Genomic DNA, 24,507 nt, shown 5'->3' with positions numbered 1-24,507 from the left:
CCGACCATGTACATGATGGTCCCCGCCAGCGCCCCCACCCCAATGCAGGCCTCCTCGAGCGCGACCACACCCCACGCGAACCCGCCACCCACAACCGTGCCACGCCAGGGAAACTCTCAGAATCGAGATGCTGCGGTCCGTCGTCTGGGCTAGACGTTCCGTGCGTCGATGTGGCGGGTTGCCGGTGGCACGTGAGAAACCTGACGGGCTCCCAGTGGGAAGCTCCTGAAAACAGCGCGGTTTCGGGGGTGGGGCCGCATGAACCGAGCAGTTCGCTCTGAAAGCCCTGTCAAGAAGGCCCTGCGGTTGCATTTCCTTGCTGCTGCTGCTTGGATCGACTCCCGCTGCCTCCGGTTCGAACCGGTCCCCGGACAGGCCCGGCTGCGCATCGCCATCATCGGACACGAACCCAAAGTCCTCGAGTCGGTCACCGGACTCGGTTCGGGCGCAGCGCGACTGACCGTCTAGGCCCCGCTTCGCACCGAATGGGCCACCAAGCACCGAGCACCGAGCACCGAGACCAGATCCTGGCCGAAGCCGCCCGCATCTGGGCGATCATCACCTGAGAATGCGAGGGATAGCGAGTCGGGCCGGGTCGAGCCCGGCCCGGTTCACCAATCCTCGCCGGCCCGCATGATCCTCACCGGGGCCAGGCCCGTCTCGTCGAACTGGTAGGCGCGCATGGCCTCCAGTCCCGGCGAGTACACATGGAGGCTCACGGCCGGGCGGTCCGATTCGTTCCGCATCGCGTGGACCGTGCGATCGTCCACCGTCGATACCTCGCCCGTCTCGAACTCCTTGCGGCGCAGGCCCGGGAAGTCGCCCGGTACGACTTGGTACTCGGTCAGCGAACCGGAGACGACCGTCAGCGCCGCGGCGGCCGGCGTCCGGGTCCCGCCGTGGTCGTGCAGTTCGGTGCCCTGGCCCGGCAGCCACGCCAGCAGCCATGCCTCGTGGTCCGGTCCCGACAGCACCCGGCGGGCCCAGCGGCCGGCCCCTGTGAAGCGGGGGCGCAGCGTCAGGTGCTCGGCGTAGAAACCGGCGAGCGCGGCAAGGCGGTCGGCCGCAAGGACAGTGAGCGTCGAATGACTCATGGTGATCGGCTTTCGATGTGTCGCAGTGGTTGTCAGGAGTGGTCGCGAAGGCGGGCCCGGGGCGGCGGGCCTATCGACACTGGTGACAGCGGCACATCGTGAAAGGCATGGGATCGATGGTACCGGAATTCCCAGCGGACTTACAGATCGGGCACACCGGGTGTGGAATGGGCGTCACGCAGCGAATTTGTCGCACAGGGGGTCTACCCGGGGGCAGCGACGCGCGCTAGGCTCATCTTCGGCCTCTTGGCGAAAACCCATCAGTTCGTCCGAGCACCCCGACAGTCTGAAGGAGCTCCCTCCTCGTGTACCAGTTGTCCCCCCGACGCAAGTGGACGTCTTTGGCCGTTATCGGCGGCCTGCTCGTCGCGGCAGTCAGTTCGACCCCGGCCTGGGCCGATCGCGATGTCTCTGACATCAATGACGAGATCGAGGCCAATAGCGAAGACCTCAACGCCGCGGTAGAGGCGTACAACGGTCTGGCGCAGGAGATCGCCGACAACGAGGAGCTCCTCGAAGAGGCCCAGGCGGAAGTCGACACGGCGGAGGCCGAGCTGAACGAGCTGCGCGACCAGCTGGCCGACTTCATCAATGAGACCTATGTGGACCAAGGCGTGGGCGACGCGGCGCTCATCCTCGAATCCGGTTCCCCCCAGGCCTTCGTGGAGCGCCTGGAGCGGTTGAACTCGGCGAACCTCTACAACTTCGACCTCATGGAAGAGCTCCAGACGGTCAGTGACGAGTACACCTCCCAGCTCGAACTCCTCGAAGACCTCCAGAGCGACCTGGAAGCCGACAAGGACGAGCTGGAGAAGCAGAAGGAAGACCTCGAGGAGCGCACCGCGGACCTCGAAGCGGAGTGGCAGGTCGTCGCGGGCGAGGACATCCCCGGCTTCAACGAGAACAACCTGCCGCACATGAACAACGACGAGCTCGCGGTGGTCGAGTTCGCGCTCGACCAGCTTGGCGAGCAGTACGTCTTCGGTTCGGCCGGCCCCGACACCTGGGACTGCTCGGGTCTGATCATGCGCGCCTACGAGCAGATCGGCATCTCCCTGCCGCACAACGCCGCCCAGATCTACAACCAGACCGCCCAGATCGGCAAGGACCAGCTGCAGCCTGGTGACCTGGTCTTCTACAACAACTTGAGCCACATGGGCATGTACATCGGCAACGGCCTGATCGTCCACGCGCCGAACTCCACCACGGTGGTCAAGATCGTCGAGGTCGACCACGGGAACTCGTGGGTCGGCGCGACCACGATCCTGCACTAGTACGAGGACGCCTGCGGCCCCGTTCGCCCCTGGTTTCCAGGGGCCGCGGGGCCTTTCGCGTGGCTCGGGCCGTTTCGGCTAGCCGGGCTCGCAGCGGACCACCAGGATCGCGATGTCGTCGCGGGGCGCGTCGGGCGAGAACTGCTGGACGGCCTCCAGCAGCGCCGTGGCGATGGCGCGGGCGGGCTTGCCGGCGACGTCCCGGACCGCCCTGACGATGCGATCGTGTCCGAACATGACCGCCGCATCGCGCCGCTCGGTGACGCCGTCGGTGAAGAACACCAGGGCGTCGCCGATGTCGAGTCGCACCTGGGCCGGGTTGACCTTGACATGCGGGAACAGGCCGACGGCGGTGCCTTCGGTGCCCACCCATTCGGTCTCGCCGCTCGCCTTGAGCAGCAGCGGCTTCTCGTGGCCCGACAGGCACAGCATCGCGCCGAGTCCGCCGCCGGGGCGCCGCTCCAGCAGCGCCGAGGCGAGCGTGGCGTAGCGCAGGTCGCCGGGCTGTTCGAGCAGGGTCGCGTTGAGCAGTTCGAGGGCGCGCGGGAGCGGGCGGCCGTCGCGGGCCATGACGCGCAGGACGTCGCGGACGACGCCGGTGACGGCGGCGGCCTGCGCGCCCTTGCCGCACACGTCGCCGATCGCGACCCACAGCTTCCCCTCGGGCAGCTCGGTCGCGTCGTAGAAGTCGCCGCCGACCTCGGTCCCGAAGGCTTCGGCCGGAAGGTATTCGGCCGCGAAGCTGACGCCTGAGACGTCGGGCAGGCTCCCGGGCATGAGCGCCGCCTGGAGCTCGTGGGCCACGGCCTGGCGTTCGGCGTGGATGCGGGCGTTGTCGAGGGCCAGCGCGGAGCGCTTGGCGAGGTCGGCGACGACGGCGCGCTCCTCGCTGGAGTGCTGGCGCCCGTCGGGGCGCCCGACCGTGAGGACCCCGATGGTGGCGCCGCGCGCCGACAGCGGCACGGCGATGCCGTCGAGTCCGCGCGGGACCGGCAGTTCCATGCCGGTCCACCCGTCGGAGGCGAGGGAGGTCTGGAGCGCCACGGTCGCGGCGTCCAGGCGGGCCCGCTGGACTTCGAGTTCGTCCTCGGCGGTGTGCGTGATGGCGGACAGGCGCAGCACGCCGGTGTCGCCGACGAGGTGGACGGTGGCCCAGCGGCCCAGCTGGGGGACGATGAGCTGCGGGATGAGCGCTACGGTGAGGTGCTCGTCGAGGGAGTGGGCGAGGAGCTCGCCGGCCTCGGCGAGGTAGGTGAGCCAGCCGGAGCGGCGCTGTTCCTCGGTGCGCATCCGGTCGATCTGGACGGCCAGGGCGATGCGCTCGGCGACCAGTTCGGCGAGGGGCTTCCACGACGGGTCGGGGGTCCCCGACAGCGTGAGGCGCCCGCACGCGGGCGAGGTCAGCGGCAGGTCGCATTCGACCACGACCGGGCTGGGGTCGCCGAACTTGGCGAGGACGGCCGCGCCGGTGCCGTCGCCGGAGTCGTATTCGATGGTGCCGCCCGCGGCGCCGGTGGCGTCGTGGAGGCGGGCGAGGAGTTCGGTGACGAGCTGGTCGACGGGCAACCGCGTCTGGAGGGACGTGGCGACGGTCAGCAGTGAGGCGAGGCCGTCCAGGTCGGCGGCGGTGTGCTCGGCCGGATCGGAGTCGGCGGGCCGCGGGACCGGCGGGGCGGCGTCGGGGTCGCGGTCGATGCGGAACCAGATCGATTTGCCGGTCTGGTCGTGGGTGGTGCCCCACGAGGAGGCGAAGCGGTCGACCAGGAGCAGGCCGCGCCCGCCCTGGGCGGTGACCTCGGGCATGGCCATGTCGGCCGGTTCGATGCCGCCGGAGCGGTAGTCGGTGACGGTGACGCGCACGCCGATCGGGTCGGCGGCGACGGCCAGGGAGATGTCGGTGCCGGCGTGGACGACGCCGTTCGTGGCCAGCTCGGTGGTGAGCAGCAGGGTCTCGTCGAGCAGCTCGGTCAGTCCGGCTTCGGTCAGGACCGCCCGGACGGCGGCCCGCGCGGCGGCCGGGGAGCGGTCGTCGGCCGGAAGGCGGAGCCGGCGGGTGGCCCTCTCGGGGTACGTCACGTGGGCCAGTCTATGCCGGGCCGACACCGGGACGAGGTACCGGACCATTAGGTGGGTGGTCGCCGATTGGGCTGGGGCAGCGTCCGGACGTGTGGGGCATGGCACGAAGGCGCCCGGAGACGAAGGACCGCCCCGGCGGCAGGTGCCGGGGCGGTCGTCTTCAGAGGGGTGCGGGGGTACGCCCGGGGGCTACTCCCAGTTTTGCGCGGTCTTGCGGCGACGCAGGTACATGAACACGCCGGCGCCGGCGGCGAGTGCCGCGGCCGCGGCCGAGATCATGATGGTGGAGGAGGTACCGGTCTTCGGCAGTTCGCCCTCGCTCGGGGGGACGTTGCCCCAGCCGCGCTCGTCGCCTTCGAAGAAGATCCAGCCCCAGTACTCCGAGAAGTACTCGTCGCTGATGCCCTCGTTGGACTCGACGAGGGTGAGCTGGTTGTCGCCCTCGAACACCATGCCGGCGGCCTCGGCCTCTTCCAGGCCGGCCTGGTCGATGTCGTAACCGCCGTAGGCGGCGCCGTCGGCCTCGGTCACGGCCTGGAGGACCTCGAACAGGACCGGGGTCTCCTCGCTCGGGGTGTAGGTCGTGCCGACCTCGGGGTCGAACTCCGGCAGCACGCAGTAGACGAAGTGGTCGTCCTTCTGGCAGTTGTCGTAGTCCGCGATGACCGCGACGGCCTCGGTCCAGACGAGTTCGCCCTCTTCGAACCAGGCGTAGACGTCGGAGGAGTCCTCGAACCACAGGACGGTCGCGGCGCGCTCGTCGGCCATCGAGGATTCGCTGTTGACGCGGATCTCCGGGTGGCCGGTCAGGGTCTCGCCGGGGTTGGCGCCGAGGAGGACGTGGTTGAGGAACGCGAACTCGTACTCGAAGCTGTCCTCGAGCTCGAACTCGTCCTCGGCGATCGGGTCGGCCTCGTCCTCGACGTCCTCACCCTCGGTCTCTTCGTCCGTGGTGGTCTCGTCGTCCGTGACGATCTCGTCGTCCTCGGCCGGGGCGTCGTCTCCGGTGCCGGTCTCGTCCGTGATCTCGTCGTCGACGATCTCCTCGGTGGTGGTCTCGTCGTCCGTGACGATCTCGTCGTCGTCGTTCTGGGCGAACGCGGGGGCCGCTGCGGCGAGGGTAAGGGCCGCTGCGGCACCGGCCGCGGCGACGCGCAGACCGGTCCTATTGAGGGAATGCATTGTGCTCCTAGGGAAATGGAATTTTGAAGTTCTCGGCACCGCCCCCGGGCTCCACTGAGCTGACTCACCCCGGGGGCGACACCGCAACTCACACGTCCCACAGTGGCCAGCGGTTGCACAATTCTTTTAAGTTCTCTCGTATTTACCTTGCGTGACCGGACACTTTGCTCTGCGTAACCTGCATTCGCGTTTCGAGCGATGGTGTGACAACCTGTTAGGCAAGCCTGATTCCGAGCTGAGGAAGATCGCCATGACGGACACCGCTTCCGGAGCAGCCCGACCCGCCGCCGACGAGTCCGACGTCCTGCGCTCGCTCGCCGATGCGCTCGGCGCCGTCGAGCGCGGCGACTTCTCGGTGCGGCTGCCGCGTGGTGAGGGCCTGGCCGGGGAGGTCGTCGACCGGTTCAACGCCGTGGTCGAGCAGGCCGACCGCCAGACCCGCGACCTCGCGCTCATCGCCCGCGTCGTCGGCCAGGAGGGCTCCTGGAACCACCGGCTCGACATCGAGCACCTCGACGGCGGCTGGTCCGACGGCGCCGCCAGCGTCAACCGCCTGGTCGAGGAGCTGGTGCGGCCCACGACCGAGCTCGGGCGCGTCCTGGAGGCCGTCGCCGCCGGCGACCTCACCCAGGAGGCCGCCCTGGAGATCGAGGGCAAGCAGCTCCGCGGCGAGTTCCGGCGCCTCGGCGAGACCGTGAACCAGATGGTGGGCCTGCTGCGCAGCTTCGCCGGCGAGGTCACGCGCGTCTCCAAGGAGGTCGGCACCGACGGCATCCTCGGCGGCCAGGCCGACGTCCAGGGCGTCTCCGGCACCTGGCGCTCGCTGACCGACGCGGTGAACACCATGGCCTCCAACCTGACCGACCAGGTGCGGTCCATCTCGACGGTGACGCAGGCGATCGCCGAGGGCGATCTGAACCAGAAGATCACCGTCAAGGCCTCCGGCGAGGTCGCCGAGCTCGCCGACACCATCAACTCCCTCACCGAGACCCTCCAGATCTTCGCCGGGGAGGTCACAAGAGTGGCCCGCGAGGTCGGCACCGAGGGGCGCCTCGGCGGCCAGGCCCAGGTCCCGGGGGTCTCCGGCACCTGGAAGAACCTCACCGACAATGTCAACTCCATGGCCTCGTCCCTGACCGACCAGGTCCGCGACATCGCCAAGGTCACCAGCGCCGTCGCCCGGGGCGACCTGAACCAGAAGATCGCCGTGCCCGCGCAGGGCGAGATCCTGGAGCTGAAGACCATCGTCAACACCATGGTCGACCAGCTGTCGAACTTCGCCGACGAGGTCACCCGCGTGGCCAAGGAGGTCGGCACGGACGGACGCCTCGGCGGCCAGGCCCAGGTGTTCGGCGTCTCCGGCACCTGGCGCGACCTCACCCAGAACGTGAACCAGCTGGCCGGCAACCTGACCGAGCAGGTCCGGAACATCGCGAAGGTGACCAGCGCCGTCGCCGCCGGCGACCTGAACCAGAAGATCACCGTCAAGGCCTCCGGCGAGATCGCCGAGGTCAAGAACACCGTGAACACCATGGTCGACCAGCTCTCCAGCTTCGCCGACGAGGTCACCCGGGTCGCCCGCGAGGTCGGCAGCCAGGGCCGCCTCGGCGGCCAGGCGAACGTCCAGGGCGTCTCCGGCACCTGGAAGGACCTCACCGACAACGTCAATCTCATGGCCTCGAACCTGACCGCGCAGGTCCGGAACATCTCCTCCGTCGCCACGGCCGTCGCCGCCGGGGACCTGGGGCGCCAGATCACGGTCGACGCTCAAGGCGAGATGCTCGAACTCAAGTCGACGATGAACTCGATGGTGAACCAGCTGTCGCAGTTCGCCGACGAGGTCACCCGCGTCGCCCGCGAGGTCGGCACCGACGGCAAGCTCGGCGGGCAGGCCAACGTCCAGGGCGTCTCCGGTATCTGGGAGGCGTTGACCGACAACGTGAACGGCATGGCCTCGAACCTGACCGCGCAGGTCCGGAACATCTCCTCCGTGGCGACCGCCGTCGCCCGAGGCGACCTGTCGCGCCAGATCACGGTCGACGCCCAGGGCGAGATGCTCGAACTCAAATCGACCATGAACTCCATGGTCGAGCAGCTCTCCCAGTTCTCCTACGAGGTCACGCGCGTCGCCCGCGAGGTCGGCACCGAGGGCATCCTGGGCGGCCAGGCCAGCGTGCCGGGGGTCTCCGGCACCTGGAAGGACCTCACCGACAACGTCAACTCGATGGCCACCAACCTGACCCTCCAGGTCCGCAATATCGCCGAGGTCACGACCGCGGTCGCCCGCGGCGACCTCACCGGGCAGATCACCGTCGACGCCCAGGGCGAGTTCCTCGAGATGAAGAACACCGTCAACACCATGGTCAACCAGCTCTCCAGCTTCGCCGGCGAGGTCACGCGTGTGGCCCGCGAGGTCGGCGTCGAGGGGAACCTCGGCGGCCAGGCGGAGGTCGCCGGCGTCGAGGGCACCTGGCTCGCCCTGACCCGCAACGTGAACTCGCTCGCCGCGACGCTGACGCTGCAGTTGCGCGCGATAGCCAATGTCGCGCACGCCGTCGCCCGGGGCGACCTGACCCAGTCGGTCGACTTCGAGGCCGCCGGCGAGATCGCCGACCTGACCGAGTCGATCAACCAGATGATCACCGCCCTGCGCGACAAGACCCGCCAGAACACCGACGTCGACTGGCTCAACTCGAACCTCGCCCGCATCTCCTCGCTGCTGCAGGGCCGCCGCGGCGTCGAAGAGGTCACCCGCATGGTCCTCGACGAGGTCACCACCCTCATCGACGCGCAGACCTCCACGTTCTACGTCCGTCACGAGGACATCACCGGGAACGTCAGCTACCGGCTCAACGCCGTCTACGGCCACCCCAGCCCCGGCGAGAAGGTCGTCATCGCCGACAACGAGGGCATGGTCGGCCAGGCCGCCGCCTCGAAGCGCACCATCCACCTGCACGACATCCCCGAGGGCTACCTGGAGATTTCCTCCGGCCTCGGCCAGGCCACGCCGACCGACCTGATCATCCTGCCCGTCCAGTTCGGCGACAAGGTCCGCGGCGTCATCGAGTTCGCCTCGTTCAACACCTACTCCGGGCTCCACAAGAAGTTCCTGGATTCGCTGGCGCCCAACGTCGGCGTCACCCTCGCCACCATCGAGGGCAACGCCCGCACCGAGGTGCTGCTGCGCGAGTCCCAGCGCATGGCCGGGGAGCTGCGGGCCCAGTCCGAACGGTTGCAGGAGACCAATATCGAGCTGGAGGACAAGGCCGCGCTCCTGTCCGCCCAGAACAAGGCCATCGAGGTCAAGAACCTCGAAGTCGAATCGGCCCGCCAGGACATCGAGGAGAAGGCCGAGCAGCTCGCCCAGGCCTCCAAGTACAAGTCCGAGTTCCTCGCCAACGTCTCCCACGAGCTGCGCACGCCGCTGAACTCGCTGCTGCTGCTCGCGCGGCTGCTCTCGGAGAACGCCGACAACAACCTCTCGGACCGGCAGATCGAGTTCGCCCGCACCATCCACAACGCCGGCACCGACCTGCTCACCCTCATCGACGACATCCTCGACCTGTCCAAGATCGAGGCCGGGCGCATGGACGTCGCCGTCCACTCGGTCGACCTCGGCGAGGTCCTCGGCGACATCGAGTCGACCTTCCGGCCCCAGGCCGATGACAAGCAGCTCGATTTCAAGATCGACGTCGGACCGGGCGTGCCCGCGACCCTCAAGACCGACGGCCAGAAGTTCCAGCAGGTGCTGCGGAACCTGCTCTCCAACGCCGTCAAGTTCACCCGCAGCGGATCGGTCACCCTCGCCGCCCGACGAGTCCCCGCCGACCTCCGCTTCGACTCCCCGCACCTCAACTCGGCCGCCGAACGGGTCGCGTTCTCCGTCATCGACACCGGCATCGGCGTCCCCGAGAACAAGAAGACGATCATCTTCGAGCCGTTCCAGCAGGCCGACGGCACCACGAGGCGCAACTTCGGCGGCACCGGACTGGGGCTGTCCATCTCCAAGTCCCTGTCCCAGATGCTCGGCGGCGACGTCTTCATCGAGCACACCGGCTCCGGCGGCTCCAAGTTCTCCTTCGTCATCCCCGCCGAGATCGACACCGATGGCGACTTCCAGAGCATCCGGGCCGAACTGCCGCTCCCGGTCGAGGAGCCCGGACCGACCATCCTCACCGGAGCCCCCGAGACGCCCTCGTCATCGGCCGCCGCCGCCGACCTCGACGGCGCCACCGTCCTCATCGTCGACGACGACATCCGCAACGTCTTCGCGCTCACCGCCGCGCTCGAACTGCACGGCATCGACGTCCACTACGCCGAGAACGGCGCCGACGGCATCGACGCCCTCCAGCACCACACCGACATCGACATCGTCCTCATGGACTCGATGATGCCCGGCATGGACGGCAACGAGACCACCCGCGTCATCCGCCGCATGAGCCAGTTCGAGGACCTGCCCATCATCTTCCTCACCGCCCAGGCCCTGGCCGAGCAGCGCGAGAAGTCCGTCGAAGCCGGCGCCAGCGCGTATCTCACCAAGCCCGTCGACCTGGACCTACTGCTCGACACCATGGCACAGTGGATCGGACCCGACTCCCCGGCGCGAGCGTCCGGAGGAGACAATGGCGGCCCGACCCAAGGAGAGCACGCATGAGCACCGCCCGCGTCCTGCTCGTGGACGATAGATCCGAGAACCTCCTCGCCCTCGAAGCGATCCTCCAGGGGCTCCCGGTCGCCACCATCGCCGTCACCAGCGGCGAAGAGGCCCTCAAGCGGCTGCTCTCGGAGGACTTCGCGGCGATCCTCCTCGACGCCCAGATGCCCGGCATGGACGGCTTCGAGACCGCCCGACACATCAAGCAGCGCGAGAAGACCCGCCACACCCCGATCATCTTCCTCACCGCCGCCGACCGCGACGCCCACCTGGCCATGCGCGGCTACTCCGTCGGCGCCGTCGACTACATCACCAAGCCCTTCGACCCGTGGATGCTGCGCACCAAGGTGAAGGTCTTCATCGACCTGTGGAGCCAGGGGCAGGAACTGCGCCGCGGCACCGAACGCACCCGCGACCTGCGCGAGCGCGAGCACGACCTCACCCGCCGCCTCGAACAGGCACACACCGCGCTCTCCGCTTGGCGCAACAAGCACGGCGAAGATACCGAGATCGACCGCATCCTCTCCGTCCTGGCACCCGGCGAAGACTAGAAACCGGCTAGGGTTGGCCCTGTGGTACACCAAAAGCTCGACATTTCGGTCTACCGCGAATCGAACGAGACGATCGTGGCGCTGACCGGCGAAATCGACCTGCACACGGCGCCGAGCCTCAACGGCGCCGTGGAGACGGCGCTGGCCGATGCTCCGGCGCGGGTCGTGCTCGACATGGGCGGGGTGACCTTCTGCGACTCGCGGGGCCTCGGCACGCTCGTCGTCCTGTCCCGCACCGTGACTCGGGGCCGGGCGGTGCTCGTCCTCGCCAATCTCGGCGACTTCCTCAACCGGCTGTTGTCGGTCTCGGGGATCGGCGAGCACTTCGTCATTCGCGGCCGCGACGCCGACGGCTCCGCCCCTGCCGACCCCGATGCCGGCTCAGGTGCCGGTACCGACCCCCGCCCCGGCTCAGGGAGCGCCCCCGACAGCGAAGAGAACGCATCGTGAATCAGACCACCCTCGCCGTTCTGGCGAGCGCCGGCGTGCTCGCCGCTGCCGGGATCACCTTGGGCGCCATCGGACTCAGGCAGAAGCGGCGGGCGCTGGCGGTCTCCGGCGCGCTGCTGCTGTTCGCCGCCGGGGCCGCGATCCTCGGCTGGGCGATCATCGGCGGCACCGGTGCCGAGGCGGCCGGCGTCGGTCTGATCGCCGCGCTCGTCCCCGCCCCGATCCTCATCGGCGCGTTCCTGTGGCTCGGTCGCTACCGCCGCCGGCCCTGGCTCGTCCTGGCGTTCTGCCTCGGCTGGGGCGCGTGCGTCTCGACCGCGATCTCCTTGGGCGTCAACACCGGCGTGGCCTACCTGCTGGTCGAGAACGACCTGTCGGAGAGCCTCGCGGCCGTCATCAGCGCCCCGGTGATCGAGGAGATCACCAAGCTCGCCGGGCCGCTCATCGTCTTCTGGGCCGCGCGCCGCTACTTCACCGGCACGCTCGACGCCCTCGTCTACTGCGGACTCTCCGGCGCGGGCTTCGCCATCGCGGAGAACGTCCTGTACGCCTCGGGCACCTACCTGTCCGGCACCGACGCCCTCGACGAGGCCGCCGGGATCGCCCTGGTCACCCAGCTGGTCGTCATCCGCGGGCTCGTGACCATGTTCGCCCACCCCCTCATGACCGGCCTGTCCGCCATCGGCCTGGGCAAGGCCGCGCGGCGCCCCGGACGCAAGGGCGTGCAAGCGTCGTGGATCGTGGGCATGCTGCTGTGCGGCATGGCGCTCCACGCCCTGTGGAACGGCTCCTCGGTCCTCGGCGTCGCCATCGACATGCCGGGGCTCTGGTTCGCCCTGTACCCGGCGTTCCTGGCCCCGCTGTTCTTCACCATGGTCGGCGCCGCCCTGTGGCTGCGGGCCGCCGAGGCGCGCGCCACTCAGACCACCCTCGCCCCCTACGTCGCCGGCGGCCTCATCTCGCCGCCCGAGCTCGCCTCCCTCGCCAGCTTCTCCCGTCGCTCCTCCGCCCGCGCGTGGGCGCGGCGCGTGGCCGGCAAGGGCGGCGAGGCGGCAATGAAGGACTTCCAGCGCTCGGCCTCGGACGTGTCCGAGCAGCTCGACCTCGCGTCGATCGGTGCCCCCTACGACCAGCAGAAGATCGGCGCCGGCCTCCACCGGATGGGCCAGGACCGGGCCGGCTACACCGGCCGCGACGGCGCCATGCCGCCCGCGCTGTGGGATGGCCGGCAGTACCACGTGACGTTCCCCGACGGGAAGGTCCGAGCGGTCGCGCCCCCCGCAGCGCCGGTCATGCCCGTCCCGTACTGGGCCCCGCAACCGCCCATGGCTCCGCCGTCGACTGCGTACCCTGGGCCCCATGCGTGACGAGTTCGCGGGGGGCCTGTGGCCCGCCGATCCGCACGGCGTCCCCCGCTACTGCGGGCGGCCGCACTGGAGGGAGCCGCACCCGGTCCGGGTCGGCCCCGTAGCGGCCGGAGCGACGCTGTGCGCGCTGTGGATCCTGCTGGGGCTGCTCGCCTTCGCGCGAGACGGAGAAGGCCAGGCCATGACGGGGGCGGGCTTCGCCTGGGTGACTTTGACCGCGAGTACGATCGCAACTGTCGCAGCAGCCGTGCTGGCGCGCTACGGTGATCGCGGAGCGGCAGTCGGCGTAGCGGCTGTCGCAGGGACGGCCGCCGGGGTCACCGGGCTTTCCGTCGAGCTGTATCTTCTGCTGACCGGCGATTGGATCCTGTGGTTACATCGACCTACAGGTTGCCGCATCCTTCAATTGGTCGTTCGAACAGCTGACTCCTTCGAGAAGCTGGTCCATTGAAAAGAAAACGGGGACGGATCGTGTCGTATTTCGCTGTGGCCGCAGGCCGGGAGGGCGACGAATGGGACGCCGTCGAGGTCGACCTCGACGGCGTGAGCGATGTCGAGGACGCCGCCGAGGTGATGCGTGAGGCATTCCCGGACGCCGACCTCACGCTGCTATTCGTCGACGCCGATGACGAGTACCTGACGGTAATGCGTCTGGACGAGGGTGACGGCTTGCGCACCTTCGGGTCCGACGCCGAATACGCGTCGCAGTCGCGCCTGGGCGAGGCGCTTCTCGGTGACCTCGAGCCCGAGGACACCGATGAGATCGATACCGAGGACGAGGAGTCGATCTCCGCTCGGCCCACCGAACTCGACGCCGAGCCGGTCGGCGAGGCCGACGTGCTCGGTGACCTCGGTGTCAATGGCGCGACGCTGCTGGCGTTGTGCGCAAAGGAGGGCATGATGCCCTCCGACGTCGTCTCAGAGGTCGCCCAGGCCCTCGGTTTCGCCGAGGTCCTCGAATCGGCCACCGGCGCCTAAGCAGAGCCCCCAGACTCGTGACCGCCCGCCGCGAGGTCCACGAACGCCGCATGCGCCGCGCCCTCCAGGTCGCGGCCGCCTCCGGCGCGGACCTCCCGGTGGGCGCGGTCGTCTACGACGCCGAGGGCCGCGAACTCGCGGCCGCGGCGAACCAGCGCGAAGCCCTCGCCGACCCCACCGCCCACGCCGAGATCCTGGCCCTGCGGCAGGCCGCGGCCCTTCATGGGGACGGCTGGAGGTTGGGCGGCTGCACCCTGGTGGTGACGCTGGAGCCGTGCACGATGTGCGCGGGAGCGGCGGTGGCGGCCCGGGTGGGCGAGATCGTCTTCGGCGCATGGGAACCCAAGACCGGAGCGGTCGGTTCCCTATGGGACGTAGTGAGAGACCCCCGCCTCAACCACAACCCCGACGTCTACGCCGGAGTCCTCGAAGCGGAGTCGGCGGAGCTTCTGAGGGCCTACTTCGGGAGGTAAAGCCCGATGCCGGTACGGCCGGGAGCAGCTAAGGTATGCCCATGACTACGCCGATCGAGGGCCTGCACCGTCTACGCCGAGCCGCCGCGAGCGGTGAGCTCGCGGCGCTGTGCGAGCGGTACGGTTTGGACTTGCTGGTCGTATTCGGCTCCACCGCGAAAGGGAAGGCCGAGCCTCGCGATCTCGATATCGCCGTTTCGACCCGGCGAGGCCGTTCCCGTTTGGCGCTCCTCGATTTGTACGAGGCCCTGACGGCGGTGACCGGGCCCTGCGACATTGATGTCATGGTGCTCGACCGGGCCGACCCGGTGGCCCGCCGGGAGGCACTGCTCGGAACAATTCCGATCTATGAGCACACGCCGGGAAGGTTCGCGGAGGTCCGCATGGCAGCACTCAACCAATACGCCGAGACCGCCCCTATGCGCGCGCTCAGCCTGGAGATGATGACTCGGTGAGTGAAACGCAAGGGACTCAGGCGATTATCGCGAAACGCTTGCAGCTCATGGGGAAACTGCTCGACCGGCTCGAGAGCATCGCCCCAGACGACCTGGAACACCGCGATCCGGACGACATCGTCCGGCTGGCGGTGGAGCGGATCGTGACGCAGGTGGTCGACATTGCAGTCTCAATCAATCAGCATCTGGCGGCGGAGCACCTCGGTCGAGCGGCTCAGAACTACCGCGAATCGTTCGAACTCGTTGTCGAGACCGGAGCGATTTCCAGTGACATGGCCGCGAACCTCGGCCCGAGTACCGGAATGCGCAATGTCCTGATCCACGAGTATCTGGAGACTGACACCGGAATGCTGGCGGCCGCGGTGCCAATGGCGATCACCGGTTACCGCGACTACATCCGAAGCGTCGCTCGTTTCGTCAGCTGAGACGAAGGGCGGCATGGCAATCCCTTGCCGCCCTTGCTCGTCCTCAGTTATTCGGTCGCGGCCTCGGCTCGCCTTTCCCGGCTCCTCGCCAGGAGCTGGGCGATGTCGATGACTTCGACGTCGTCCTCCTTGCCCGCGTCGGCGACGCCGTCGCGGAGCATGGTGGAGCAGAACGGGCAGCCGACCGCTACCGTGTTCGCGCCGGTCGCCACCGCCTCGTCGGCCCGCTCGCGGTTGACGCGCTTGCCGATCGGCTCCTCCAGCCACATCCTCGCGCCGCCGGCGCCGCAGCAGAACGACTTCTCGGCGTTGCGCGGCATCTCGGTGACCTCCGAGAACGATCCGAGCAGTTCCCTTGGCGGCGTGAAGATCCGATTGTGGCGGCCCAGGTAGCACGGGTCGTGGTAGGTGAGCTTGCCCTCGTGCTGCTCGACCGGCTCGATGCGCCCGGACTCGACCAGGTCGGCCAGCAGCTCGGTGTGGTGGACCACCTCGTACTTGCCGTCGAGCTCGCCGTACTCGTTGCCGATGGTGTTGAGGCAGTGCGGGCAGGTCGCGACGATCTTGACCGCGCCGACCTCGTTCAGCGTCTCCACGTTCTGCTCGGCGAGCATCTGGTACATGAACTCGTGCCCGATGCGGCGGGCCGGGTCGCCGGTGCAGGTCTCGGCATCGCCGAGCACGCCGAACTTGACGCCGGCGTCGTGCAGCAGCGTCGCCACCGCCCGGGAGGTCTTCTGCGCCTTGGGGTCGTAGGCCCCCGCGCAGCCGACCCAGTACAGGTACTCGAAGTCGCCGCCGGACTCGGCGATCGGGACCTCGAAGTCGAGGCCCTCGGCCCACTTCAGGCGGTGGGCGGGGTTCTCGCCCCAGGGGTTGCCCTTGTTCTCCAGGTTCCGCAGCATCGTCTGCGCCTCGGTCGGGAAGGCCGACTCGATCATGGTCTGGTGCCGGCGCAGGTCCATGATCGTGTCGACGTGCTCGATGTCGACCGGGCACTGCTCGACGCAGGCGCCGCAGGAGGTGCACGCCCACAGCACGTCCGGGTCGATGACCGATCCGATGATCGAGATCGGCTCGATCTCGGCCCCGTCGCCGCCCCGCGCCTTGGCGAGGTTCGCGGCCTTCAGATACGGCGCCTGCTCGTAGAGGTGGTCGCGCAGGTCCGTCACGAGCTTCTTGGGGGACAGGGGCTTGCCGGTGTTCCACGCCGGGCACTGCGACTGGCAGCGCCCGCACTCGGTGCACGTCGAGAAGTCCAGCAGGCCCTTCCAGGAGAAGTCGGTGATGGTGTTGACGCCGAAGGGCTCGGTCTCGGGGTCGGCCGTCTCGAAGTCGGCCGGCTTCCCGTCGATGAGCATCGGCTTGAGCGCGCCCAGGGAGACCGCGCCGTCCGCATTGCGCTTGAAGTAGATGTTGAAGAACGCCGTGACGCGGTGCCAGCCGATGCCCATCGACGGGATCAGCGCCAGCATCAGGAAGAACGTCCAGGACACCAGGATCTTGACCCCGGCGGTGATGGTGATGGCGCTGTGCAGCGCGGCCTCCGAGGCCCCGCTCCACAGGTTCGCGATCTGCACCGAGATCGGGGAGGTCCACGTCTCGATCCCGCCGAGCGCCACCTCAGAGGAGCGGATGGCGAAGTAGCACAACACGATCGCCATGATGGTGGCCTCGATGTAGACGGCCTGCCACTGCTTCGAGTTCTCGAACCGCGACGAGGAGGACCGCTGCCCGTCCTGTGAGGGGGTGCCCTCCGGCGGCACCCGGTGGGCCCGGGGCTGGCTGAACAGGCGGATCCCGATGAGGGTCAGCATGCCGAGGCCGGTCAGGGCGGCGATGAGTTCGGAGAACAACATCCACGGGCCCCAGTGCCCGACGATCGGCAACGTCCACTCCGGGTTCAGGGTCTCCAGGTAGGCCTGCGCCAGGATCGGGAACAGGGAGAAGAACCCGACGAACACCAGCCAGTGCGCGGCCCCGACCCACGTCCACTGGAGCATTCTGGTGTGCCCCAAGGTCTCCCGGAGCATGGTGCGAATGCGTATACCGCGATCGCCCTGCAGGGTGTGGTCGGCGCGGCCGAGCCGGAGGGTGGCCAGCATGGCCATACCGGTGCGGACGAACAGCCCGATCGCGACCGCCGTATAGGCGATCGCAATCGAGGCGGTGACGATTTGGACGGCGCCCATGACGACCTCTCGACGATGCGGTGTTCCCGATCACGATACATGTTACTGGTCGGTAGACACCCTGTCGAACGGCCCCGTCCCCCGGGTGCCGGAACCCGGCCGCGATGAGGCGCGGGGCCGGGCGCGTCCCCACCCGGCCCCGGGAGTGACGTAGCCGAGCCCGTGCCCGTGCCCGTGCCCGTGCGGGCGCCCGGTCAGGACTGGGTCAGCCAGGTGATCGCCGTGTTTGATTCGGTCCGCGCGCTGACGTCGCCGCCGAGCACCCAGTTCCAGGACTCGGGGTCGCAGACCCACAGGTCCGGTTTGCCGAGGACGAGCCCGGTCACGTAGCCCACAACTCGCGGTCTCCGCAGGTGCGGGCTCGGATAGACGGTGGCCTCGGCCGATCCCGGCTGGTGTTCGGCGGTCATCCACAGGCTGGGCCGATTGTTGTGGACGCCGAACACCACGGTTCGGTCGTCCACGATCGCCGCGCCGACCGTCTTGAGCCTCAAGGGGTCCGGCAATTGCGCGATCGTGGACCGGAGCGGCAGCGCGGCGAGCGCCCGGTGATAGGAGTGCCGGATGGTCTGCGGGGAAGTTCGACGGGCGCTCATGCCACCGCACCCCCGATCACCAGGCTTGCGTTGGTCCGCAGCCGGGACTGGATTGCCCGACGGAACGGCAGTGCCACGGTGAGCGGAACTGCGCGCGGTTCAGAGCGGTCGCAACGGGAGGGCGGTTCCAGGTCGGACGGGGTCATGCCCTGCCAGTTCGCTTTGGGCCACATGGTGACGCGGTGTGCGGCATCGTGGGCCATCCCGTAGCGGATCACGACTTCGCGGCGCTTGGACGCGCGGCCGCGACTGAGCGGGGGAGAGGATCGCGGACGCAGGACCGTGTGCGGACGGCGCACGCCGTGCCCGTGCCCGGGATCGGGATCGGGATCGGGATCGGCAAGAGCCGGACAGAGGGCCGGATCCGGAGTCGGATCGGGAGGCGGAACCGGCCGAGCGGGAGCCCGGACCTGGGCGATGCCGATCGCTGTGGGAGTGCTGCCGCTACCGCCGGTACTTCCGGTTTGGCGGGCGCGGTGGCACTCGGCCGGATGGTCGGGGAACGGATGGGTGGTCACCTCTGGTTCGCGGCCCGGAGGTACTGAAGAATTATTCGAACTAGATTCCCCAAATCAATGCCCTGCGATCCGACTTGCCAAACCATGCGAAACCCGACACGAAAGGCCAGATAAGCACTACCGGTCCGAAAACTTCTGTTCGGACGGAACCCCGCCCGCTGCGGAAGTGACTGGCCCCGAAAGACTGCCAACGACTCACGTCCGTGGAGGTTCTCGCTGAAGTTATGCGCCTGAAGTGAAGCGTGAGGTGTTCTAGGGATTCCGGACGGGCAGCCTGTGTCTGGGGCTTGCGTGACGTCACGCGCCGCGTCGGCGTCAACTATGGACCGCTGGATTGACAGCGGACAGGTCATGCTCGTTAGTGACGGACAAGTTGCCTCAGTGCCCGCGGACTGCAGGGAATCGGAGACAGAATCAGTCACCGGACCGTAATCGAAAGCATCCCCACTGCCCATTGACAGGCTCCCCCGACTACCGGTGTGGTCCCGGTGATCGGTGGCCTGCGAGGCGGGCGGTTTCACGACGGTGCCTGGTGCGGGCTTCGACTTCGTCGGCTCTGGCGGTGTCGCCTTGGTCGCGGTGGTGTGCGGCTAGTAGTTCCCAGGCTTCAGGCCGGTCGGGATCGACAGCGCCAGCGCGTTCAAGCGCAGCGGCGGTTTGGCCACCACGGCGCGCATCCTGTCGGAGGGCAGCAGCAGGCGGATCTTCACTGAGCACGGCGAGACCATCCCGGATATCCACTGCTCCGCCGTACTCGTTCGCAACGGGATTCTGTACAGAGAACGGTTCGCTCTCGCCGTCGCGCAGCGGGGAACACCGACGAAGGAGGATGAGCGCCAGGTGCAGGACGCGCTACGGAATTGCGTCGCCGACCTCGCACCGGTCCTCATGTCCTATCACTCGCTCCCTCCGACAACCTGAGTCCAGGCTCCGCAGCGCTTCACACCCGCCAGCGGCCAGAGGGCCCTGGCTTCTCGCGTGAGTCTCAGGACCACTTCCAGGTCCACCTGGGCTGGAGCGTCGTTGAAGGTTCCGACGAGTTCCAGGCCCACCGTCTAATGCGGCAGCGACTGGTGGCACCCCTAGCTGGCAAGCTCTACCAGGTCCACTGCGGCGGCGGCCGCCACTCGGCGCAGCTGAACCAGTACGGGGGAGCCGTCCTTGCGCACTTCGTCGCACGCGCCGGACTGCACCCTGCCGTGCTCACCCTGGCCGCGTTGACGCTCGGTACGGCCGCGAGTGTCGCGCTCGCGACCTCGCGCCGGTGCTTCCCGAGACCGCACTCGAACGTGGTGCTGTTCCGATGGGGATCTGGAGTGGGCGGCTTTACACTGCGGGTCTCCGGCCCCCGTTCATTCAACGCTTTTGACGATGTGGAGTCGGCTGGTGTTGCTGCCGTGAATGTCGCGGGTGGCCTGGGCTGCCTCGGCGAGCATGGCGACGTCGGTTTCCTTGACGCTCCAGCCGTACGGGTACGGACGCTGGCTCGTGAAATGGGTCATCCACAGCAGCACCAGGTCACTGTCGGTTTCCAGGGTCAGCTCGGGTGAGGATCGGCCCCTTTCGCCGCGTTCGACCTCCCAGCCTTGCGGGCTGCGCGGCTCAGCGATGAAGTGCGGGTCGCTCTCCCAGATCCATTTGCCTCCCCCGTAAGTGTTCGGTGCGGACCGGTTGAACACGTGGAGGGCGTCGGAGAGCGCACCGGGTGTCCACGGTGCGGGGAAGAACGTCGCCATGGCGACCTCGAGTTCGAGCCGGGTGAGCTTCATCGACCGCGGACCAGTTGGTTCAAGTGCGTTGCTGAGCATTTTGGATGACAGCGCTTGCCCAAGGTTGTCAATGAGGGCGACGTGGAGTTGCAGGAGCCGTGTGAAGCGGTCGTGTCCGGCTGCGGTCGTGAACGGCGGCATGGGGATGTCGTCGACGACAGGGCGACCCCATGGGGCAGCTTGGGCGTAGAAGGAATCCATGGCTTCAGTGTGCCTGCGGTCGTCGCAGACGTCAGTGGCCCGGTTAAGACGAAACCGAGCCGCTGACACGAGAACTCGTGGGTCAAGCAGTCGGGAACTCCGCTGCCAGCGCCGCCTGAGAGACCCTGACATGCTCGGGTCCAGCGGGTCTGTAAATTTGCCTGCCGTCTCAGTGGGTGTGCCCCTCCTGCCTTCCACTGGGCTGCTTCGATACCGAGGGAATGTCCCTCCGTCCGCACGACCACTAGCATGAGTGGGTGTGGGAACCATCGATGTACTGATCCCGACCGCAGGACAGGCCGACGGCGTTGGCCTGCTCGAGGTCGATGCCGAGGAGCTCGCTCGATACGTGATCGATACGACGCACCCGTGGTGGCGTCGCAGGCCTTGCGTGCTCGCGCTCGCAGGACGCGTTCCGTCTGTGCTCGTAGCCGAGTTGATGGAGCGCATTCGAGATCCCGATGATGTGACCGAGGTGCGCATCGCTCTCCTCGACCTGCTCGGGAATCGAGAGGAGCTGTTGCCGTGGCTGCGGCACCAGGATCGACAGGCCGAGAAGTCATACCGGATGCCTGAGGCGATCCTGAAAGGCCGCGGGGTGCTCGGCGATCGTACGGCCGCGCGAGAGTTGTCGACGCTGGCGAACGATCCGTGGCCGCATCGCCGCGAGGTCGCAGAGGTTGGGCTGAACGCGCTCGTGGCGCGATACGGGGTCGCGGCAATCGTCGCTGATCTCGGTGACGAACGGCCCGAAGATCGCGCATTTCGCGTGCGCGTGCGGCATCGTGCTGGGGGCGATGTGACCGAAGCGTTCGCGGATCCCGATGTCGGCGTTGCGCATCTCGCCCATTCCCTCGTCGACGATGCGGAGGGGGTCCGTGCGTATGTTGAACGAGCGCCGACGACCGATGCGACGCTGTGGGCCGCGTGCGCGCTGTATCGCCTCGGTGGCGGCCTCCCCGAGATTCGGGCGATCTACGACTCGATTGGGCGGCCTCGGGTCGAGGTCAGCGGCCTCGACAACGAGATTCGCAGCGCGATCGTGGGTGAGTACGTACCCGGCTGCAAAGCACGGACTGATCCGCGTTGGCGCCTCGAAGCGATCTGTGTTGACTCAGTGCTGCCGCCAGACGAGCACGACCAACTCCGAGGCGCGACAACCGCGCTTGCGTCAGTGAACCTCGCACCGAAGCCCCCCGTCTCGTGCGGTGAGGAGCACAGTCAAGGCGACGGTACGTATCACGTGATCGAGCATCGGGGCGGCAGCGTCTGCGTCAGCACCCTCGGTCGATTCGTTACCGGCGACGACGCGAATACTGTCGCGCGGGACGCGCTCGAGGCGGCCGGCTTCCGCTGGATTGACCAGGCTCTCGGCTCGATCACCGTCACCGGGCTCTGCGTCTACTATTTCGGTGATCGCACACCACTCGACCTTCGCACCCTGCTCTTCTACTGGCAAGACTGATGCGAGATTGACGGTGTGGACCGTCAGGTTCATGTGTCCGGTGATGCTGATCCGTACGGGCGCTCGTATCTCGATGCCAGCTCGCGAAGTTTAACCGCGTCGGGCGCCGTCTGGCCAGATGATCGTGACGTCTTGGCCCCGATCCTTGGCGGCGTTGGGGAAAATCGCCGATGGGCCAGGCGGATGACGAAGGTGGGACTGGAACTCACCGCCATAGCCACAGGCCTCAAGGACGGCGATCATGAAACTGCCGCCGAGCGCGCTCGAGCCGACAGCCTGCCAGATCCCGTCGCCCAAGGATGATCCCGTGCACCCCAATGACTTTCGGACTGCTGCTACGAAGCCGAGTCGGCGCAGACCAACACGAGTTTCACGACCGGCGTGTAGGCCGGATGGGGCTGCCAGACCTTTCCTCTCGCCCGACTGCTCTCCAGATCGGTGATCATGCGGAACAGCAAGGCCCGCAGCAGCATCTGCGCCCAATGCTCCAACGACGACCAAGCCTGAATGAGTGCCTCGTCGGCGCCATGCCAGCAGAGCGCATCGACCACTGCCACGGCCGCAGCCCATGAGGTCGGGCGCCAGTACGGTGCCCAGTCGATCAGCGTCGGCGGTTGGCCCGGTGTATAGATGACATTGCCGAGCACGTCACCGTGGACGAGTTGGGACCGGACCTGAACCGGGACGCGGGCCTCCATCAGACGCCGCAAACTCGGGACTTCCTCGACCACCTCCGAGCTCCATGCGGCCTGATCAGCGCGGGTCCACCAGTTGTCGCGGCCCTCGAGGAAATCAGGACGGGCCACTGTGGCGATAGCTTCGTGGAAAGCCGTACCTGCCTTAATGGCCTCGTCCCACCGTTTCGGGTCGGTGCGGCCGGGGGTATGGTGCCAGGCTTCCCAACCTTCGTGCAGCCAGTCGCCGGAGGCGGCGCGCACCGGGCGAGCGATCCGCAACCGGTCCGTATCAGGCAACGTCTCGAGGACCGAAGCCCGCCATCTTGATTCGACGGCAAGACCTGCAGGTTTGAGCACGATGCTGCTGGCACGCCAGGTATGGCCCTGGCCGCCGTCGAGCAGCTCCGGATCAGCGGCCGCGCCAAATGCTTCGAGCACGCTTTCGGATGGGGGCATTCGCACCGGCCGACTCTAGCGACGGTGCCGCTGGAACTTCAACCGCTTTGCGACCTGTTGCCGCACACCTACGGGGATCAACCGGCGGGACAACGATTAGCACTCCAGTCGCAATTCTGAGTTTCGTGCGGTGAGGATGTCCTGGAGTTCGTTGAGCGAGTGGATGACGCGGATGTCGGCGTTGACCGTAGTGGTGGCATTGTCGTTCGCTCGGTCGAGCCAGAAGCCGTGGAGGCCCGCTTGGTGCGCCCCGATCGCGTCGGTGTCGTACTTATCTCCGATGTAGGCCACCTCGTGTGGTTGGAGGCCGAGCGTGGTGCAGCCGGCGAGGAAGATGCTCGCGGCGGGTTTGGGTGCGCCGTGCTGATCCGAACATATGAGCCGGTCGCCGAAGTAGGAGAGGAGTCCGATGGTGTCGAGTTTGTGGCGTTGATGGTCGGCGGAGGAGTTGGAGACGACGCCCAGGCGAAAGTCGGGCGCGAGTTTCTTGAGCGTTGGCTCGGCGTCGGGGAACGGTGCCTGGGACGCGTGGCGGTGGGCTTGGTACCCGGCGAACCATGCGGAGGCCTCCTGGTCGGAGAGACCGGCTTTCGTGGACGCGCCGATGTGGGCGAGGAGTTCCCGAGCGCGTTCGCGCTGCTGCGCAGCGAAGGTGAGTATTGGGGCGGGATTGCTGGACCGTATTCAGTTCGAGAGGCGCTCGAAGACCATAGGCCACCAGTTTCCCGGTTCGAAAGCCTGCGGGTCGATCGACTTCAGGGTCTGGCGTAGGTCGTCACCGAGGGCCTTGGCGAAGTCGCCGTCGCAACGGTCGAGCTCGGTGTTGATGCGCTGCAGGAAGTCCACGAAATCGCGGTACGTCGTGTTGACCCCTCGAACACTGTTCACCGCCGGGGCGAACTGCAGCACCTCGCTGCGAACCGGGTCGAGCACGTACAGGATTCCGGGACTGTCTGCGACCGCGCCGAGCACGATCAGCCGCACGGCCAGGTCGGTGCCGTCGGCCGAGAGCTCGATGGTCGCGAACAGCGGAACACTGTCGGGGAGGGTCGTGGTGAACAGCTGGTCGAGCGCGGAGGGAACGTCGGTGCCAGGCGGCAGGGAGTCGGGGGCGATGCCGTCGGCGATCCACTGTTCACGGGGGAACGTAACCATGGTCAGCTAAGCTCGCAATCTTCCTTCAAGCTGGGCGAAAGCGATCGACCACCAGGATTCGGAGTCGGCGAACGCCCTGGCGTCGATCGTGGTCAGCTTCTCGCGCAACACCTTGGCTCGCGCGGCCCGGCCGCCCAGGCCAGCATCCTCGTCGATGAAGTGCGCGAAGTGGTACAGGAACTCGGCGAGTGTTCGAAGGCTCGAGTTCACGATTTCCAGGGATGGCCCTTCGAGGCCGAGCAGGTAGATCCGCCCTGAACCGGCATCGAAACCGAAGAAGGTGGCGGCAGCGTCCGCCGGCACGGCGCCGATGATCAGCAACTGGAGTGTGCCGTCAGGGCCCATCTCGAGGTTGACTCGGTCATAGCGCGAGAATTGCCCTTTGATCTCACTGGTGTAGACCACCGACATGTCGGCGGGCAGGAAGTCTATATCCGGGTACGATTCGGCGGGGGCGTCGAAGTCGGCCATCCACTCGCTTCGCGGATAGGTCACGATA

The 24,507-nt window shown here is 67.8% G+C and carries 23 protein-coding genes; 12 read left to right on the top strand and 11 right to left on the bottom strand.

The genetic code is table 11. The features are described from left to right. Positions 1-258 precede the first annotated feature (258 nt). A complete protein-coding gene (locus tag FAB82_RS13990; protein ID WP_136535151.1) occupies positions 259-468 on the top strand; it encodes a hypothetical protein in 210 nt (69 codons plus the stop codon). A gap of 143 nt (positions 469-611) precedes the next feature. Here the strand turns inward: FAB82_RS13990 and FAB82_RS13985 are convergent, their stop codons facing one another. Continuing rightward, complete coding sequence (locus FAB82_RS13985; protein ID WP_136535150.1) at positions 612-1,094, bottom strand: cysteine dioxygenase; 483 nt, start codon at positions 1,092-1,094, stop codon at positions 612-614. Between the two features lie 305 nt (positions 1,095-1,399). On the opposite strand from FAB82_RS13985, the gene FAB82_RS13980 reads away from it, so the two are divergent. Beyond that, the gene (locus tag FAB82_RS13980) at positions 1,400-2,368 is read left to right on the top strand and encodes a C40 family peptidase (RefSeq protein WP_136535149.1); all 969 of its coding nucleotides are present in this window, start codon (positions 1,400-1,402) and stop codon (positions 2,366-2,368) included. Between the two features lie 78 nt (positions 2,369-2,446). Here FAB82_RS13980 and FAB82_RS13975 read toward each other — a convergent pair whose 3' ends face one another. Together FAB82_RS13975 and FAB82_RS13970 are read right to left on the bottom strand one after the other, a co-directional pair. After that, complete coding sequence (locus FAB82_RS13975; RefSeq protein ID WP_168801595.1) at positions 2,447-4,444, bottom strand: SpoIIE family protein phosphatase; 1,998 nt, start codon at positions 4,442-4,444, stop codon at positions 2,447-2,449. Between the two features lie 189 nt (positions 4,445-4,633). Beyond that, positions 4,634-5,626, bottom strand: coding sequence for an LPXTG cell wall anchor domain-containing protein (locus FAB82_RS13970; protein ID WP_136535147.1), 993 nt, complete (start codon positions 5,624-5,626; stop codon positions 4,634-4,636). Between the two features lie 250 nt (positions 5,627-5,876). Here FAB82_RS13970 and FAB82_RS13965 point away from each other — a divergent pair, with 250 nt between their 5' ends. Genes FAB82_RS13965 through hepT form a run of 9 tightly spaced genes read left to right on the top strand, consistent with a single transcriptional unit; the run spans position 5,877 to position 14,979 of the window. Next, on the top strand, positions 5,877-10,280 hold the full coding sequence (locus tag FAB82_RS13965) for a HAMP domain-containing protein (protein ID WP_136535146.1): 4,404 nt from the start codon (positions 5,877-5,879) through the stop codon (positions 10,278-10,280). Beyond that, a complete protein-coding gene (locus tag FAB82_RS13960; RefSeq protein ID WP_136535145.1) occupies positions 10,277-10,831 on the top strand; it encodes a response regulator in 555 nt (184 codons plus the stop codon). The genes FAB82_RS13965 and FAB82_RS13960 overlap by 4 nt, the downstream gene beginning before the upstream one ends. Before the next feature lie 21 nt (positions 10,832-10,852). Continuing rightward, positions 10,853-11,281, top strand: coding sequence for an STAS domain-containing protein (locus tag FAB82_RS13955; RefSeq protein WP_136535144.1), 429 nt, complete (start codon positions 10,853-10,855; stop codon positions 11,279-11,281). Next, positions 11,278-12,648: a PrsW family intramembrane metalloprotease gene (locus FAB82_RS13950; RefSeq protein ID WP_136535143.1), complete on the top strand. Its 1,371-nt coding sequence runs from the start codon at positions 11,278-11,280 to the stop codon at positions 12,646-12,648. Before FAB82_RS13955 ends, FAB82_RS13950 begins: the two co-directional genes overlap by 4 nt. Beyond that, positions 12,641-13,099: a hypothetical protein gene (locus FAB82_RS13945; RefSeq protein WP_136535142.1), complete on the top strand. Its 459-nt coding sequence runs from the start codon at positions 12,641-12,643 to the stop codon at positions 13,097-13,099. Before FAB82_RS13950 ends, FAB82_RS13945 begins: the two co-directional genes overlap by 8 nt. A 20-nt stretch (positions 13,100-13,119) precedes the next feature. After that, complete coding sequence (locus FAB82_RS13940; RefSeq protein ID WP_136535141.1) at positions 13,120-13,626, top strand: tRNA adenosine deaminase-associated protein; 507 nt, start codon at positions 13,120-13,122, stop codon at positions 13,624-13,626. Positions 13,627-13,643: 17 nt separating this feature from the next. Then, positions 13,644-14,099 (top strand): nucleoside deaminase, encoded by a 456-nt coding sequence (locus FAB82_RS13935; RefSeq protein ID WP_246039640.1) that lies wholly within the window; start codon positions 13,644-13,646, stop codon positions 14,097-14,099. Positions 14,100-14,140: 41 nt separating this feature from the next. Then, the gene (locus FAB82_RS13930) at positions 14,141-14,554 is read left to right on the top strand and encodes a nucleotidyltransferase family protein (RefSeq protein ID WP_136535140.1); all 414 of its coding nucleotides are present in this window, start codon (positions 14,141-14,143) and stop codon (positions 14,552-14,554) included. Further along, positions 14,551-14,979, top strand: coding sequence for a type VII toxin-antitoxin system HepT family RNase toxin (hepT, locus tag FAB82_RS13925; RefSeq protein WP_136535139.1), 429 nt, complete (start codon positions 14,551-14,553; stop codon positions 14,977-14,979). Before FAB82_RS13930 ends, hepT begins: the two co-directional genes overlap by 4 nt. A 47-nt stretch (positions 14,980-15,026) precedes the next feature. On the opposite strand, the gene FAB82_RS13920 is transcribed toward hepT, so the two are convergent. The 4 genes from FAB82_RS13920 to FAB82_RS13910 all read right to left on the bottom strand — a co-directional run bounded on the left by FAB82_RS13920 (position 15,027) and on the right by FAB82_RS13910 (position 20,255). Continuing rightward, positions 15,027-17,171: a (Fe-S)-binding protein gene (locus FAB82_RS13920; protein WP_136535138.1), complete on the bottom strand. Its 2,145-nt coding sequence runs from the start codon at positions 17,169-17,171 to the stop codon at positions 15,027-15,029. A 194-nt stretch (positions 17,172-17,365) separates the two neighbouring features. Next, entirely contained in the window at positions 17,366-17,767 is a 402-nt protein-coding gene (locus FAB82_RS13915; RefSeq protein WP_136535137.1) for a hypothetical protein, read from the bottom strand. 1,108 nt (positions 17,768-18,875) lie between these two features. Then, on the bottom strand, positions 18,876-19,049 hold the full coding sequence (locus FAB82_RS27145) for a hypothetical protein (RefSeq protein WP_168801594.1): 174 nt from the start codon (positions 19,047-19,049) through the stop codon (positions 18,876-18,878). 588 nt (positions 19,050-19,637) lie between these two features. Continuing rightward, the gene (locus tag FAB82_RS13910) at positions 19,638-20,255 is read right to left on the bottom strand and encodes a hypothetical protein (RefSeq protein ID WP_136535136.1); all 618 of its coding nucleotides are present in this window, start codon (positions 20,253-20,255) and stop codon (positions 19,638-19,640) included. A 259-nt stretch (positions 20,256-20,514) separates the two neighbouring features. Between FAB82_RS13910 and FAB82_RS13905 the strand changes: the two genes are divergently transcribed. Next, a complete protein-coding gene (locus tag FAB82_RS13905; protein WP_136535135.1) occupies positions 20,515-21,720 on the top strand; it encodes a hypothetical protein in 1,206 nt (401 codons plus the stop codon). Between the two features lie 335 nt (positions 21,721-22,055). Here FAB82_RS13905 and FAB82_RS13900 read toward each other — a convergent pair whose 3' ends face one another. From FAB82_RS13900 to FAB82_RS13885, 4 genes are all read right to left on the bottom strand, one after another. Beyond that, positions 22,056-22,853 carry a TIGR02569 family protein gene (locus tag FAB82_RS13900; protein WP_246039643.1) on the bottom strand — a complete coding sequence of 266 codons (798 nt, stop codon included), beginning with the start codon at positions 22,851-22,853 and terminating at the stop codon, positions 22,056-22,058. A gap of 96 nt (positions 22,854-22,949) precedes the next feature. Next, on the bottom strand, positions 22,950-23,459 hold the full coding sequence (locus tag FAB82_RS13895) for an HAD family hydrolase (RefSeq protein WP_246039642.1): 510 nt from the start codon (positions 23,457-23,459) through the stop codon (positions 22,950-22,952). A 78-nt stretch (positions 23,460-23,537) separates the two neighbouring features. Continuing rightward, on the bottom strand, positions 23,538-24,008 hold the full coding sequence (locus FAB82_RS13890) for an SUKH-4 family immunity protein (RefSeq protein WP_136535132.1): 471 nt from the start codon (positions 24,006-24,008) through the stop codon (positions 23,538-23,540). 6 nt (positions 24,009-24,014) lie between these two features. Then, positions 24,015-24,479 carry an SUKH-4 family immunity protein gene (locus tag FAB82_RS13885; RefSeq protein ID WP_246039639.1) on the bottom strand — a complete coding sequence of 155 codons (465 nt, stop codon included), beginning with the start codon at positions 24,477-24,479 and terminating at the stop codon, positions 24,015-24,017. Positions 24,480-24,507 lie beyond the last annotated feature (28 nt).

The sequence above is a fragment of the Glycomyces buryatensis genome, assembly GCF_004912275.1.
GTDB lineage: Bacteria > Actinomycetota > Actinomycetes > Mycobacteriales > Micromonosporaceae > Glycomyces > Glycomyces buryatensis.
The sequence above is the reverse complement of the archived record's forward strand: the minus strand, read 5'-3'. Positions and strand labels throughout refer to the sequence as shown.

Coding starts and splice junctions, on each gene's coding strand:
- FAB82_RS13990 (WP_136535151.1), top strand. CDS start 259: ATGAACCGAGCAGTTCGCTCTGAAAGCCCTGTCAAGAAGGCCCTGCGG.
- FAB82_RS13985 (WP_136535150.1), bottom strand. CDS start 1,094: ATGAGTCATTCGACGCTCACTGTCCTTGCGGCCGACCGCCTTGCCGCG.
- FAB82_RS13970 (WP_136535147.1), bottom strand. CDS start 5,626: ATGCATTCCCTCAATAGGACCGGTCTGCGCGTCGCCGCGGCCGGTGCC.
- FAB82_RS13965 (WP_136535146.1), top strand. CDS start 5,877: ATGACGGACACCGCTTCCGGAGCAGCCCGACCCGCCGCCGACGAGTCC.
- FAB82_RS13960 (WP_136535145.1), top strand. CDS start 10,277: ATGAGCACCGCCCGCGTCCTGCTCGTGGACGATAGATCCGAGAACCTC.
- FAB82_RS13945 (WP_136535142.1), top strand. CDS start 12,641: ATGCGTGACGAGTTCGCGGGGGGCCTGTGGCCCGCCGATCCGCACGGC.
- FAB82_RS13930 (WP_136535140.1), top strand. CDS start 14,141: ATGACTACGCCGATCGAGGGCCTGCACCGTCTACGCCGAGCCGCCGCG.
- FAB82_RS13920 (WP_136535138.1), bottom strand. CDS start 17,171: ATGGGCGCCGTCCAAATCGTCACCGCCTCGATTGCGATCGCCTATACG.
- FAB82_RS13915 (WP_136535137.1), bottom strand. CDS start 17,767: ATGAGCGCCCGTCGAACTTCCCCGCAGACCATCCGGCACTCCTATCAC.
- FAB82_RS13910 (WP_136535136.1), bottom strand. CDS start 20,255: ATGGATTCCTTCTACGCCCAAGCTGCCCCATGGGGTCGCCCTGTCGTC.
- FAB82_RS13900 (WP_246039643.1), bottom strand. CDS start 22,853: ATGCCCCCATCCGAAAGCGTGCTCGAAGCATTTGGCGCGGCCGCTGAT.
- FAB82_RS13890 (WP_136535132.1), bottom strand. CDS start 24,008: ATGGTTACGTTCCCCCGTGAACAGTGGATCGCCGACGGCATCGCCCCC.
- FAB82_RS13885 (WP_246039639.1), bottom strand. CDS start 24,479: ATGGCCGACTTCGACGCCCCCGCCGAATCGTACCCGGATATAGACTTC.